The following is a 13495-nucleotide window of genomic DNA, read 5'->3' as shown; positions in this document are numbered from 1 at the left end:
GGCGAAAGCGGACGAGTGCAGTTGTGGGCAGCAACGTGGGATGGACTGCTGGCGATCGCCCGCGACCGTAGCCTGCGATCGCTTGAGCCGGACGAGTGCCTGCGCTATTTGGGCTTGACTCCCAACGCCTGCCCGATGCCAGACTCTAAGCAGAGAAACTAAACCGGATGGAAGTAGAACGCCGCTCCTAAAATCGCGTAAGTTGCGAGCAGCAGCGTGCCTTCGAGCCAGTTGGACCGACCGTCCAGGCTAATAACATTCGCGATCACCACTGCCAGCGTCATGGCAACGACTTCAAACAGGTTGAAATTGAGGTCCATCGGCTGCCCGATCACTTGCCCCACCAGCACTAGAATTGGAGCCACTAGCAGCGCTACCAGCAGGCTCGACCCCATTGCCACGGAGACGGACAAATCCATATTGTTTTTGATCGCAACCCGGACCGCGGTTACATACTCGGCAGCACCCCCGACCAGCGGCAGCAAAATTACGCCTGTAAATAGCGGCGTCAATCCTAGCCCTTTGGTGGCTTCTTCCACTGCCCCAACAAAGATTTCTGACTCAAAGGCAACGCCGATCGTCGCAATCAGCAGCACGCCAATCCACAGCTTTAAATTTGGTTTGTGCTCTGGGGCGTGTGCGCCTTCTAGCTCCGACGACTCCAAGTCCGATAGCCCGATTTCGTACAGGTAGCTGTGAGTCTTAAGGGAAAACAGCAGTGTCAGTGCGTACACCAGAATCAGTACGCCCGCCACGATCACCGAGAGTTGGCTGATGGCTTTGGGATCGACCACATTCGAGGTCGTAATGACCGTCGCAGGTAAGATAATCGCGATGACTGCCAGGGTCATGGACGAACCATTCATCCGCGCCACGACCGGCTGAAATACCTGCTCCTTATAGCGGAGTCCTCCCAGCAGCATTGACAGCCCCATTACCAGCAGCAAGTTACTGATGATCGTTCCAGTAATGCTGGCTTTAACGATGTCTACCAGTCCAGCTCTCAGCGCCACTAGAGCAATAATCAACTCGGTGGCGTTGCCAAACACCGCGTTCAGCAGTCCACCGATCGTCGGTCCTGCGACGATCGCCACTTCTTCCGTCGCCGTACTCAGCCAGATTGCCAGCGGCACAATGGCGACCGCCGAGGTGATGAACACGACGAGCGAATCCCATTCCAGCCGCTCTGCTGCGAAGGAAACGGGAATGAAGATCAGTAAACCCAGAGAAACGAGATTTTTGATTGACATAGACGAAGGGGAAACGCTTGGACGGAATCGGGGCTAGTTTACTGCCGCGCCAGCAAGGGAGCCGCCTGCAACAGAGTTTGGGTGTATGGATGCTGCGGATGGTTGAACACGTCCTGAGTCGGACCCAGTTCCACAATTTTGCCCGCTGTCATCACAGCAATGCGATCGCAGAACGATCGCGCGACCCACAAATCGTGAGTGATAAACAGATAGGTCAGGTTGAAGTCCTGCTTCAACTGCCGCATCAACTGCAACACCTGCGCCTGCACGCTAGCATCCAGCATACTCACAGGCTCATCGCAAATCACCAGTTGCGGACGAGTGATCAGGGCGCGGGCGATCGCCACACGCTGCTGTTGCCCTCCTGAGAGTTCCCTTGGAAACCGATCATAATACTCTTTAGCAGGAATTAATCCGACCCGCTCTAGCATGTCTAGCACCTGCGATTTGGCGGCTTTCGGCGTTGCCAACTGATGAATCCGCAGCGGATCGGCAATGCTCTCTCCCACGGTCATCATTGGATTTAAGCAGGCGTGCGGGTCTTGAAACACCATTTGCATCTGGCGTCGCTGCATCTGAAGCGCAGGGCGCGGTAGGGTGGTCAACTCCTGCCCCAGAAACTTCACGCTGCCGCTGGTTGGGCGCACAAGCTGCAAGATCGTCCGCGATAGAGTGCTTTTGCCACAGCCCGACTCGCCCACCAGTCCCAGCGTCTCTCCCTCGTAAAGTTCCAGGCTAATCCCATCCACTGCCCGAATCGTCTGATCCGTCTTGCCCAGCAGCCGCGCGACCGGATTGGACTCTAGCGTGTAGTGCTGCTGAAGCTCTTGAATCCGTAAAATTGGGTTTCCTTTTCTTCCGCCCTCAATTTTTCGCTCTCCACTTGCCTGTAAATGCAGGGCTGCTTGCAGCAGCGATCGCGTGTACGGGTGCTGCGGAGCTTGAAACACCATTGCCGTGGGTCCCGTTTCAACCAGCTTGCCGCTGTGCATCACCGCCATGCGATCGCAGTACTCGCCCACCATCGCCAAATCGTGGGAGATCAGCAGCAGCGCCATTTGCCGATCGGCGCACAGGCGAGTTAGCTCCTGCAAAATTTGAGCAGACACCGTCACATCCAGGCTGGTCGTTGGTTCATCTGCCACGATTAGCCGTGGGTTGAGCAGCAGCGCTAGCGCGATCGCCACGCGCTGGCGCATGCCGCCGCTAAACTCGTGCGGGTACTGAGACCAGCGGCTAGCGGGAATCTTCACGGCGTCTAGAGTCGCGATCGCCTGCTCTTTGGCTTGCCGTCTGGACAGGTTAGGCTGGTGGGAGTGGAGGGTTTCCACGCAGTGCGCGCCGATCGTCATCAGTGGATCGAGGCGCGTCATCGGGTCCTGAAATACGAGCGCAACCGCCTCTCCCCGAAATCGCCGCAGTTGAGCAGGCGACATCTCAAACACCGACTGTCCGGCAAACGTGACGCGCCCTTCAATTCGCGTCTCGGAAGGCATCAGCCGCATGACTGCTCGCCCTAGCGTGGATTTGCCGCAGCCCGACTCACCCACAAGTCCCAGCCGCTCTCCGGCTCGCAGGTTGAATGACACATCATCCACCGACCACGCGATCGCTTCAGTGCGTCTGGAGTACGCGACTCGCAATTGTTCCACACAGAGCAAGGGTTCCGTCATTATCCGCCGTTGGCGTGCAGCCGCTTTTGTTATCTAGTCAAATGTTGATTCAGCTTATCAGGTGTTGAGGGAGTCAGGCACGATCGCAGGGTTGTCTACACAGTAGACACTAGAGTAGACGCTTTTGCTGTCGCTTCAGTTCGGACGGTGGCTGTTAGCTATCCTCCAGATTCCAAATTCCTCCAGATTCTGAATACAGTTGTTCTACATGCCAACTCGGATACAGCGACCGGAGATCGGTTACAGTATCCGTTACACATGCTGGCTTGCTGCACTATGGTTTTTGCGGTGGTTCTTCGGCGGCTCCGTGTTCTGTGGACGCGATCGCTCACGATCGTTCTTTGCCTACTGCTGACGAGCTGCCAATTGTCGGACTATCGCACTCAAGCCGCGCAGGGGTCCCAGCTAGTCATTAGCACCATTACCGATCCCAACACGTTCAACTTCGCCAACAAAAATACGTTTCCGAATGTGTTTCTGTTCACCGCCGAAGGCTTAACGAGCGAAAACGGCGAAACAGGAGAAGTGGAGCCTGCGCTCGCAGAATCATGGGAGATTTCGCCAGACAAGAAGCGGATCGTGTTTAAGCTGCGATCGGGGTTGAAGTGGTCGGATGGGGAGCCGCTGACCGCCGACGATGTGGTGTTCACGTATCAAGATATTGTTGCCAATCCCGATGTTCCCACCGACGCCAAAGAAGGCATCCAGATTGGACCCAACAAATTGTTTCCCCAAGTCCGCAAACTCGATGATTTGCGGGTCGAATTCATTCTGCCAGAGCCATTTGCGCCGTTTCTGCGGGCTGCCTCGACTCCGGACGGCATCCTGATTCAGCCCAAACACGCGCTCGAAAAAGCTCTGCAAACGAAAGGCACGGATGGCAATCTCGCGTTTCTCTCCACTTGGGGCACCAATACCAATCCTGCCGAAATTGTGGTCAACGGTCCCTATCTAATCGACAGCTATATATCTGGGCAGCGGATGGTGTTTCGCCGCAATCCCTACTATTGGCGCAAGGACGCCGACGGTAAACCACTGCCGCATGTCGATCGCATTATCTGGCGAATTGTGGAGAGTCAGGACACGCAACTGCTGAAATTTCGCTCTGGCGATCTCGATGTCATCGGAGATATTCGTCCGCTGCGTCCAGAGTATTTCTCGCTGCTGAAGAAAGAAGAGAACCGGGGCGAGTTCCGCGTCTATGATGGCGGTCCGTGGTCGGGCACGCTGTATATGACGTTTAATCTAACCAAGGCAAAAAACAAAGACGGTAAGCCATTTGTCGATCCAATCAAGTCGCGCTGGTTTAATACGCTAGAGTTTCGGCAGGCGGTTGCCCATGCTATTAACCGCCAAAAAATCAACAACAACCTGTATCGCGGCTTAGGTGTGACCCAGAATTCGCCGATTTCGGTGCAGAGTCCGTACTACCTTGAGCAAGGGCTGAAGGCGTATGACTACAACCCGACGAAAGCGAAGGAACTACTGAGGCAGGCGGGTTTTCAGTACAACGCGCAGGGACAACTGCTCGACACTGAGGGCAATCGGGTTCGATTCACGCTGCTGACTAATTCCAACAATGTGGTGCGAGTGGGGATCGGCGCACAGGTGAAGCAAGACCTGGAAAAAATTGGCATCCAGGTTAACTACAACCCGATTAACTTTAACGTGCTAGTGGAGAAAACTTCGACCTCGCGGGATTGGGAAGCGCATCTAATCGGCTTCACGGGGGGAATTGAGCCGCACCAAGCCGCCAACCTGTGGATGAGCAGCGGTGCCTCGCACTCGTTTAACCTGAAGCCACAGCCCGGACAGCCACCAATCCAAGGCTGGGAAATCTTGCCGATGGAGCAAGAAATCGATCGCCTCTTCATCGCCGGAGCCCGCGAACTTGACGAAACCAAACGCAAAGCCATTTACGCCGACTTCCAGCGCTTGGTGCAGGATCAACTGCCCGTAATTCACTTAGTTAATGATCGAGCACTCATGGCAGTGCGCGATCGCGTGGATGGGCTTAAATATACTGGACTGCCAAGCTGGGGCTTGTGGAACGTCCAGGAACTCCGCGTAAAGAACGAGTGAAGGGATCAGGCACGCTCTCAAAATGAATCACTAGAACTGCTAGACCCCACTACTTGCAAAATCGATCTCTAGCGAACGATTCGACGTGCCCCTACACCTCTTGACTGCCGCGAACTGAAGGCGCGATCGCCAATGCCTCTGCCCCCTGCTGCATGGCAGCAATGTGCGAATCTGCCCAAACGAAATCAGATTGGCAATGATGGGCAACAAGCAAGCCCCATAGCCCTTGCGGAATCAGCACTGGCACGACCAAATTGGCGCGCACGTGTATAGCGCGGAGAAACTCGCGGTGACATTCCGCGATCGCTGCCGTTTTGATATCGGCGATCGCGCGCACCCGACCCGCTAAGTACAGGGCAGCATATTCGTCATTGAAGCATTCGTCCGGTCCGGTTGAACCGAGAATGGAAAACTGTGGATCGCTCAGAGCTTCAAAGGTAACCTGCCCTTTCCACTGGCGATAGAAGTAATACAGCAGCACTCGATCAACTTTAAGTTGCTGCTGTAGATTGTCCGTGACCTGCCTAACCAGTTGGTCTCGCTCAAGGGTTGTGGAGAGGCGCGAGATCACTCGCTGTAGTTTGGCGTCCCCACGTAGCGCTGAATCAGGATTAAGGTCTTCAGAAGAGGGAAATTGCACAGGTCAGACCGCTGTAACAGATAAAGCATAGGTGTCGATTTTAAATGCTCTCGACGAACAGTAGGTCTGCCAATTGACAGACCACAGACAGTAGGGTGACTGCATTTACCTTTTAGGTTGGTGTCTCTGATAAGGACGGCGAGCTTACCTGCTGAATCAAATTAACCCAGTTTAAAGGGAACATCCTATAGTGGAGGGTGAAATGCACGATCGCCTCCATCCGTCTACACCGATAAACCGTGACTCAACCCGAAGCATTGCGCTCTCTGCTGAATGCCGTCGCCCAAGGTGACGTTAACCCAGAAGCCGCACTGGACAAGCTAAAGTACTTGGGCTACGAACCTGTTGAAGACTTCGCCCGCGTCGATCATCATCGCGCTCTGCGAACTGGATTTCCTGAAGTGATTTGGGGACCAGGAAAGACACCGGATCAGATTGCTCAGATCATGCAGGTCATGCGCGATCGCTCAGACATCGTCATGGCGACGCGCATCGAGCCGGATGTATACACCCAGATCCAGGATAAGGTTCCAGATGTGCACTACTACCCAATGGCGCGCATCTGCGCGCTAGGAAGCCGCGCTGAGAATACAGACCTGGGAATCATTGGTCTGCTCTCGGCAGGCACAGCAGACTTACCCGTTGCCGAAGAAGCAGCGGTGACGGCAGAACTGTGCGGCTTCACCGTCAAACGCCTGTGGGATGTGGGTGTCGCAGGAATTCATCGCTTGCTGAATAATCGACAGGCGATCGCCGAAGCAGACGTGCTGATTGTCGTTGCAGGAATGGAAGGTGCGTTGCCGAGTGTGGTTGCGGGACTGGCAGACTGCCCCGTGATTGCCGTTCCTACCAGCATTGGCTACGGTGCCAGCTTCAACGGATTGGCAGCACTGCTGTCAATGCTAAACTCCTGTGCGGCAGGTGTCGGCGTCGTCAATATCGACAATGGTTTTGGAGCCGCAATTCTAGCCGGACAAATTCTAAGAACGGCGGGACGCCAACGATCGCGCACGTCCTGAGTTCATTCAACCCAGCGTACTTGAACGAAGTGCGCTGATCGCCCGAGTGAATCGCGAACGGGAGTAATGTTGGCGATCGCCAAATTAAACGGGACGGCTGTCGTCAGGTAGCGCTGTGCCAAGCTGCCCAAATCGGGCGTTAGGCGTGCCGCCATTGCGGTAGCAGCACCCAGCCCCAAAATTTGCTCGATCGGTCCACGCGGCAGCGCGATCGCCATACCAACTGCCAGTCCTGCCGTTAGCAGCATCCCCACCGAAAGATTCGTTCCGCAGCGGGGATGCACTGCCAAATCCCAATCTCCCGACGTTATCCGCCGTAGAGCAATCTGTACAGCCCGGCTCAAGTCATCAAACTTGACCTCACCATACAGGTAAAAACCGCGCTCTGTAGACATTCCGCCCAGGCGTTCGTTATCTGTCTGAGAAGCTCCCACGTAAGCGTGCCGACTGCTTTCGCTAAGCACCCAAACGGTAGCGTGCTCCAGAGCGTGCACCTGCCGCAGCATTAGAAGCTCTCTCAGCCCAGGAATAAATCCAAGCTGTTGAAGCAGATCAGCATCCTGGGTGGGCTGAGGAACAGATTGACCGATCGGCGAAAGCAGCCAATTGGTTAGATCAGCTTCCCAGAAGTTAGAGGACTGACGAAACGCTGAGTCGGTCATAGCAGGACAGTTCCGTTAACAGCAGAAAACAACTCTAAGGTGTTCCTACTCTAGCGTTTAGCGTCGGAATAGCGACTGCTCACGTTGCAAATCGTTGTCAGCAGCGTGTTAGGCGGGAGGCTGCGGAGTTTCGCCCGGTCGCTGCGGCTGCACCGCGCTGGCTCCAACTACTCTAGGCACTTCAACGCCATTTTGCTCCAGGATCACGATCGGGTCTGCACCGGCGTTTAGATCAATTCGCTTCACCAACACCTGCCCGTTTGATAGCCGCTGTCCAATTCCAACGTAGCGACTGGTTGGCTCATTGGGTGCCCGAACGATCGCCTGAACGGTATTGCCCACGCGCACGACTCCTGTCACTTCTACCCCGTTTGCCAGATCGGCTGAGGGCAGTGGCGGTAGGGTTGCAATCGCTGGGGGGCGGGGAGTTGTTCGAGCAGGCGTCTTAGGCGGTGTCAGAAGCGTGCCGGGTCTCAAGGCGCTTGTGGGTCGAGGACTGGCAGGCGGCAGTCGTCGAACCGAAGGAACGTTGGTAGGAGCGGGCGTTGGCAGTCTAGGAATCTCTGTGGGAAGGGCTTCAAACGGGTCTCCGCCGCGCTGAGCTGCAATGCTAGCTTGAACCTGGCGTGCCCGCTCATTTCCATTTGTAGACTGAATTAATCCAGGAATAGCAGCACTGGGAGTAGAAGGCTTCTGCGCAACGAGCGGCTTGGTGAAGGTCTGAGTCGCAGTGGGCTGCTGCGTAACGGCGGGTGACGGTAGCGGCGAGGGAGACACCGCTGTTGTAGTCGGCTCCTCGGACCCGCAGCCTGTAATTGCTAGCGCGATCGCTCCGGCAACTGCCATAACCCCAAGGTGACGCATAACAACTCCCTCTTACTCTGTGTCTCCAAGATACCCTTGATCTTCTTTAATCATGACAATATTTTTCGCAATTGCGGCAAAGATTTTATCGATAAGGGTTAGGAATTCAGTCAACTGACGCTCAAAATTCGCTAGTTGAAACCAGGAGGAGTGATAACTGAGGAGCTAGAGGCTAACTCGCTCCATCACTACAGATGTTGGGCTTTCTGCGTTAGACTTCGCTGCTCCACAGGCGTTCTAGCTGGTAGCGCCATGCTGCAAGCGTCTCTTGGCGGGCTTCAGAGCTGAGGTCTACATCGCCGAGCAGTCCCTCTTCATAAAAGCGATCGAGCGTTTGTAGCGTAGATTCTAGGGTTTGTCCCTGCTGTTTAGCCGCGCGAATAATCTGTCGAACTTGTACTTCAGCAAGGCGGCTGAAGCTGTCATCTAATCCGTTTTGACGCAGCAGTCTTAAACGCTGCACGGCGTTGGTAAAGTCCTCGCGAGTGAGGAAGCTGCGGCTGTGTTGGAACACGCCCCACAAAACATCTTGGTGCAGGGCATAGCGAGTTTCTTGAGTGTCGTCGAAGTTGGCTTCTAGAAGCTGCGCTAAAAACGGTTGGGCATCTTGTGCTGGGGCGATCGGCACTAAAATCCGCATCCACGAAGTATCGTCAGACAGCAGCACCAGCAGCCGTAGCTCTGAGGTTTCTACTTGCCAGGACGTGGGAGCGAGGGCAGTAACCGATTCACCAAATAGGTCTGCTAGCGTGCTGGAAATGTCGTCAGGAGTCATGGGGTCAAATAGGTAGAGGCTCACCAATGAAGAGTGGACGCTGAGTGAATCTAAGCGTCTATAAGGAAACCGTGGAAACGGGAACTTCAGTGAGCTGGGCGTTCACCGGACGATCGAGCAGGGGGTCTTCTAGGGTTGGTAGCGGCGACTCTTGATACACCGCCAGATCGAACCAGAAGGTGGTACCTACTCCAACTTGGCTCACTAGCTGAACCTTACTGTGGTGCTTCTCGACGATATTGCGGACGATCGACAGCCCCAGCCCGGTGCCCTCTAACGTGTGAACGCGATTCTCGACGCGGAAGAAGCGATCAAAGATTGCCTGCTGGTCTTCCGAGTCAATTCCAATGCCCATGTCAGCAATCTCTACACGGACCTTCTTCGTGTTCCCCGCCTCATCGCTATCGACGATCGGCGGTACCAGAAATTGATTCGCTGTTCTGCTGTGAGAGACGTGACTGCCGGGAATGTAAGCACGAATTGCCACTTTACCGCCAGCTGATGTGAACTTGAGCGCGTTCCCGACCAAATTCGTAAACACCTGAAGCAGCAAATCGTAATTTCCCAGCACGGGTGGCAACTCGGGTTCGATCTCCTGGATCAGTTCAATCCCTTTGTCGCGGGCATTTAGCTGATAGGTCCGCAGCGTTTGCTCGATCGGCTGCGCCAGCTCTACTGCCTCAAAGTGGTAAATTTTGCAGGATTCTAGCCGCGACAAATCCAACACATCGTTGACCAGCCGAGCGAGGCGATCGGTCTCGCGGTTTGCCGTTTCCAGAAACTCGCGCCGCTCCCCGTCGCTGAGGTCTTCGCCATACTCGTAGAGGGTTTCAATGAACGACTTGATGTTAAACAGCGGCGTTCGCAGTTCGTGAGACACATTGCTAATAAACTGGCTTTTCGCTTCGTTCAGTTCGGCTTCGCGGGTGATGTCCTGCACGGTCATGGCAATGCCTTTGATGTTGTCGCGGGCAAGGTCTAGCACCGTTGTCAGAAGAATGCGAACCGTGCGGTCGAGCGGTTCCTTTAGAGCAATGCGAAATTCTGCCCCTTCTCTCAGCTCCCCCTTGGCAAGTTGGTAGAGCGGGCGGGTAACCTCCGTCTGCACTGAGGCGGGCAGCAAATGCAGAATCGTTTTTCCTTCAACGGTCGCGCTTTCCCAGCCGAACAACCGTCGAGCCGTAGGATTCGCCAGCACCACCTGCATGTCGGTGTCCAGCAGTACCGCACCATCGGCGATCGTCGAGACCAGCGTTTCCAGCTTGGCTTTCTCTGCCGTCAGCTCTTCAATGTTTTGCTCTTCGTAGCGCTCTAGCCGCTCTGCCATGTCGTTGAAGCTGGTGATGAGTTCACCCAGTTCACCGCCCAGCGGCAAATCCACGCGCTGCTTGAAGTTGCCAGAGGCAATATTTTTCACGCCCACCAGCAGCTGCTTGATCGGCTCTGTGATGTAGAGCGCGTTAAACACGGCTCCCAGGATGACCATCACCCAAATCGAAATGAACACCGCGATCGTCACGTCCCGCGTCAGATGAGAAGAGGTGACCACGGTTGGGTTGGGGTTGGTACCGATCGCCAACACACCCCGGTATTGCCCATCGTAAATCAGCGGCACAAACACGTCTGTCACTTCGCCATTTGGAGTTAGGTGCTGCCGCACCATCGGCAGTTCGGCGTTTGCCGCAAAGTTGTCTGGCAGATGGATCTTGCGGCGTATCGTAAGCGAATTCTGCACTTCGGACTCTGAGAAGGGAATCCCGAAGAATATGCTGCCTTCCTCATCGGCATAGAGCATGTAGCGAATGCTGGAGGTGCTGCTGTAGAAGCGATGGGAAAAGCGTGCCAGTTCCGTGCGATTTTCTTCCCCCACTAGGGGCGCAACGTTCGCGGCTAGCAGCAGCCCCAAGTCCCGACCAAAGCGGGTATCGTTGAGGCGAGCATCTTGCTGAATCGTATTGACTGCCCAAAAGGTCAAGCCGCTCATGACCAGTGATACCACGAGCGTCGCCGCCGCCATCAGTTTAGTCTGGAGCGTAAACTCGGACCACCAGTTGGCGATGATTGCTCGAATTCTTGTCAAGAGGGCAAGCATGGTATTCCAGCTAATAGCTATCAGCTAACAGCTATTAGCTGTCTAAGCAACTAATAACTAACTTACTAATAACTCTAATGTTAATTCGATGTTGGCTCAACTGTGCGAGCGCGATGCCCGATGTCGCGGCGGTAGTACATGCCTTCAAACTGAAGGGCGTTAATAGCGGTGTAGGCTTGGGCGATCGCACGGTCAATGCTATCGCCGACTGCTGTTACGTTTAGCACTCTGCCGCCATCAGTCACGATCGCCTGCGGCTGGCGCTGCGTGCCTGCGTGAAACACGATCGCGTCGTCTACCTGATCCAGCCCGGTAATAGGGTAGCCTTTTTTGTACGTGCCGGGATAGCCTCCCGATGCCAGCACAACGCAGGCAGCCGCCCCAGATTTCCAGGCGATCGGCGGCAGGTCGGCAAGCTGCCGTTTGGCGCAGGCAAGCAGCAGCGTTTCCAGCGGCGTTTCCAGCAGCGGCAGCACGGCTTGGGTTTCCGGGTCGCCAAAGCGGCAGTTGAACTCGATTACTTTCGGGTCTCCGGCGGGTGTAATCATTAATCCCGCATAGAGGACGCCGCGATAATCGATCTGTCGCTGTTTCAGCGTGGCGATCGTCGGCTGCAAAATTTCGGTTTGAATCCGCTCCATCAGGGCAGGCGTCACGATCGCGGCGGGGGCGTAAGCTCCCATACCGCCCGTGTTGGGTCCCGTGTCACCTTCGCCAAGGCGCTTGTGGTCTTGTGCGGGCAGCAGCGGACGAATCGTAATGCCATCGGTTAACGCCAAAACGGACACTTCCTCTCCCGTCAGGTATTCCTCGATCACAACAATTTTGCCCGCTTCACCAAACTCGCCGCTGAACGCCGCCGCGATCGCGCCCTGCGCTTCTTCCACCGTCAACGCAACCGTGACGCCTTTGCCTGCGGCAAGTCCGTCTGCCTTAACGACGATCGGCGCACCCTGCGCTTTGACATATGACTGCGCGGCACCTGCGTCAGTAAAAACTGCCGATCGAGCCGTAGGAACCTTCGCCTCTTGCATCAGCGCTTTCGCCCAGGCTTTACTCGCTTCGATTTGGGCACCAAGCCGCGTCGGACCAAACACGAGCAGCTGCTGCTGCCTCAGGTAGTCAGTTATTCCCGCTGCCAGTGGGGCTTCTGGACCAACAACAATCAGAGAAATTCCGTTTACCAGCGCAAACCGCGCCATACCCTCAAAGTCCGTCATATTCAGCGCCAAATTTTGGCAGTGCGGCATTAAAGCGGTGCCGCCGTTTCCCGGCACACACGTCACCTGCTGCACCTTGCCCGATTGCAAGAGCTTCCAGGCTAGGGCGTGCTCACGACCGCCATTCCCAACAACCAAAACTTTCACGCTTGTCCCACCATGCTTCAATGCTGGCACCGTCGCCAAATGCAACTCATTATGTCATGCGGGTGAAGCTACATGGCGGCAGCACGCAAGGTTCGTTCAACCGCTAGAAAGCCAGCGTTGCTGGCTTAAAAGTATAGATTAAATAAGGGGCTAAACCTTGTGTAGTAGGCATCCAACCTGTATTCAGATAGCCGTCTCGGCTATTCCACTTTTGTTGAATCTATGCTCCTTAGAGCAGTGGATTGGTGACAACTTGATTGAGTCCTGCCGAGTTCAGTAAATTTGTCCACGCCGTTTTCAACGCGCGATCGTTCGGGTCAGTGCGACGCAGCTCCGCCAAAGTTGCTAGCGCATCGTACCAGAGCCCCGCGTTCTGGTAGAGCGTGACGCGATCGCGCCTTGAGGTCTGCTGGAGCTGCTGTGCCAGCGTTGGCGGCATCTCTACTCGCTTAATCCACCCTTGCACGAAGGGATTGCCCGATTGATCGGGTGCCTGAGCATTACAGACAAGCGAAAAGACCCAGCGGTAGTTTTTGCCAATTTTTAGTCCTGCCATTGATTTAGGCAGTTGGAAGCTGGTGATCCCCGCCTTGCCGCTCAGGTTCACCGTAGTTTTATACACGAGCTTGCGGCTCTCATCCTGTAGCGTGAAGATTGCAGACTTGGGCGCAGCAGACGGCACCGAGAGCAGAAACGTCGGATACTGGGCAGCAGTGCTACCAACCGTGGATAGCGGCACAAGCGCCATTAGAGACTGGTTTCCGAGACAGCCTGGATCGCGTGTTCCTCCGGGAACGCGCCCGCCCGGAGCACCGACAACGGGCGGTTTTACTGAAACTGGGTTCGCCGAGGCTGGCGTTAGTAGCCCAAAAGTCGCGATCGACGTAACACAGACTCCTACAATCGCGGTGCAGGTCTTCATTCGATGCATTGGGGTTAGCTTCCATTACTGAACGACGGCACAAAGCCATCAACGGGACACACGACTCATTCAGGTCTTCATGAAATATTTACAAACAGGAGCGCCACTATCCGGAACTGCAAGGGAAGTTGGACTGTTCAAGTTCGATC

General features: G+C 55.3%; 11 protein-coding genes. 2 read left to right on the top strand and 9 right to left on the bottom strand.

Going from position 1 to position 13495, the window contains the following annotated elements:
• Positions 1–158 precede the first annotated feature (158 nt).
• Entirely contained in the window at positions 159–1250 is a 1092-nt protein-coding gene (gene cax / locus H6F43_RS17250) for a calcium/proton exchanger (RefSeq protein WP_190343951.1), read from the bottom strand.
• A gap of 38 nt (positions 1251–1288) precedes the next feature.
• The gene (locus tag H6F43_RS17245) at positions 1289–2923 is read right to left on the bottom strand and encodes an ABC transporter ATP-binding protein (protein ID WP_190343950.1); all 1635 of its coding nucleotides are present in this window, start codon (positions 2921–2923) and stop codon (positions 1289–1291) included.
• 276 nt (positions 2924–3199) lie between these two features.
• Here H6F43_RS17245 and H6F43_RS17240 point away from each other — a divergent pair, with 276 nt between their 5' ends.
• A complete protein-coding gene (locus tag H6F43_RS17240; protein WP_190343949.1) occupies positions 3200–5005 on the top strand; it encodes an ABC transporter substrate-binding protein in 1806 nt (601 codons plus the stop codon).
• 91 nt (positions 5006–5096) lie between these two features.
• Here the strand turns inward: H6F43_RS17240 and H6F43_RS17235 are convergent, their stop codons facing one another.
• The gene (locus tag H6F43_RS17235) at positions 5097–5645 is read right to left on the bottom strand and encodes a GAF domain-containing protein (RefSeq protein ID WP_190343948.1); all 549 of its coding nucleotides are present in this window, start codon (positions 5643–5645) and stop codon (positions 5097–5099) included.
• Positions 5646–5884: 239 nt separating this feature from the next.
• Here H6F43_RS17235 and larB point away from each other — a divergent pair, with 239 nt between their 5' ends.
• Positions 5885–6664: a nickel pincer cofactor biosynthesis protein LarB gene (gene larB, locus H6F43_RS17230; RefSeq protein ID WP_190343947.1), complete on the top strand. Its 780-nt coding sequence runs from the start codon at positions 5885–5887 to the stop codon at positions 6662–6664.
• 2 nt (positions 6665–6666) lie between these two features.
• Here the strand turns inward: larB and H6F43_RS17225 are convergent, their stop codons facing one another.
• The 6 genes from H6F43_RS17225 to H6F43_RS17200 all read right to left on the bottom strand — a co-directional run bounded on the left by H6F43_RS17225 (position 6667) and on the right by H6F43_RS17200 (position 13355).
• A complete protein-coding gene (locus H6F43_RS17225) occupies positions 6667–7326 on the bottom strand; it encodes a DUF6391 domain-containing protein (RefSeq protein ID WP_242025709.1) in 660 nt (219 codons plus the stop codon).
• A gap of 108 nt (positions 7327–7434) precedes the next feature.
• The gene (locus tag H6F43_RS17220) at positions 7435–8190 is read right to left on the bottom strand and encodes a hypothetical protein (protein ID WP_190343946.1); all 756 of its coding nucleotides are present in this window, start codon (positions 8188–8190) and stop codon (positions 7435–7437) included.
• A gap of 211 nt (positions 8191–8401) precedes the next feature.
• Positions 8402–8965: a hypothetical protein gene (locus H6F43_RS17215; RefSeq protein WP_190343953.1), complete on the bottom strand. Its 564-nt coding sequence runs from the start codon at positions 8963–8965 to the stop codon at positions 8402–8404.
• 58 nt (positions 8966–9023) lie between these two features.
• Positions 9024–11057 (bottom strand): two-component system sensor histidine kinase NblS, encoded by a 2034-nt coding sequence (nblS, locus tag H6F43_RS17210; RefSeq protein WP_190343945.1) that lies wholly within the window; start codon positions 11055–11057, stop codon positions 9024–9026.
• 80 nt (positions 11058–11137) lie between these two features.
• The gene (purD, locus tag H6F43_RS17205; protein WP_190343944.1) at positions 11138–12424 is read right to left on the bottom strand and encodes a phosphoribosylamine--glycine ligase; all 1287 of its coding nucleotides are present in this window, start codon (positions 12422–12424) and stop codon (positions 11138–11140) included.
• A gap of 229 nt (positions 12425–12653) precedes the next feature.
• A complete protein-coding gene (locus tag H6F43_RS17200; RefSeq protein WP_190343943.1) occupies positions 12654–13355 on the bottom strand; it encodes a DUF928 domain-containing protein in 702 nt (233 codons plus the stop codon).
• Between the last annotated feature and the right edge of the window lie 140 nt (positions 13356–13495).

This window comes from Leptolyngbya sp. FACHB-36 (assembly GCF_014695955.1).
In the GTDB taxonomy this organism is placed as follows: domain Bacteria; phylum Cyanobacteriota; class Cyanobacteriia; order Leptolyngbyales; family Leptolyngbyaceae; genus FACHB-36.
This window is presented reverse-complemented; position numbering and strand designations above follow the sequence as displayed.

Coding starts and splice junctions, on each gene's coding strand:
- H6F43_RS17240 (WP_190343949.1), top strand. CDS start 3,200: ATGGTTTTTGCGGTGGTTCTTCGGCGGCTCCGTGTTCTGTGGACGCGA.
- nblS (WP_190343945.1), bottom strand. CDS start 11,057: ATGCTTGCCCTCTTGACAAGAATTCGAGCAATCATCGCCAACTGGTGG.
- H6F43_RS17245 (WP_190343950.1), bottom strand. CDS start 2,923: ATGACGGAACCCTTGCTCTGTGTGGAACAATTGCGAGTCGCGTACTCC.
- H6F43_RS17220 (WP_190343946.1), bottom strand. CDS start 8,190: ATGCGTCACCTTGGGGTTATGGCAGTTGCCGGAGCGATCGCGCTAGCA.
- H6F43_RS17225 (WP_242025709.1), bottom strand. CDS start 7,326: ATGACCGACTCAGCGTTTCGTCAGTCCTCTAACTTCTGGGAAGCTGAT.
- H6F43_RS17215 (WP_190343953.1), bottom strand. CDS start 8,965: ATGACTCCTGACGACATTTCCAGCACGCTAGCAGACCTATTTGGTGAA.
- H6F43_RS17200 (WP_190343943.1), bottom strand. CDS start 13,355: ATGCATCGAATGAAGACCTGCACCGCGATTGTAGGAGTCTGTGTTACG.
- cax (WP_190343951.1), bottom strand. CDS start 1,250: ATGTCAATCAAAAATCTCGTTTCTCTGGGTTTACTGATCTTCATTCCC.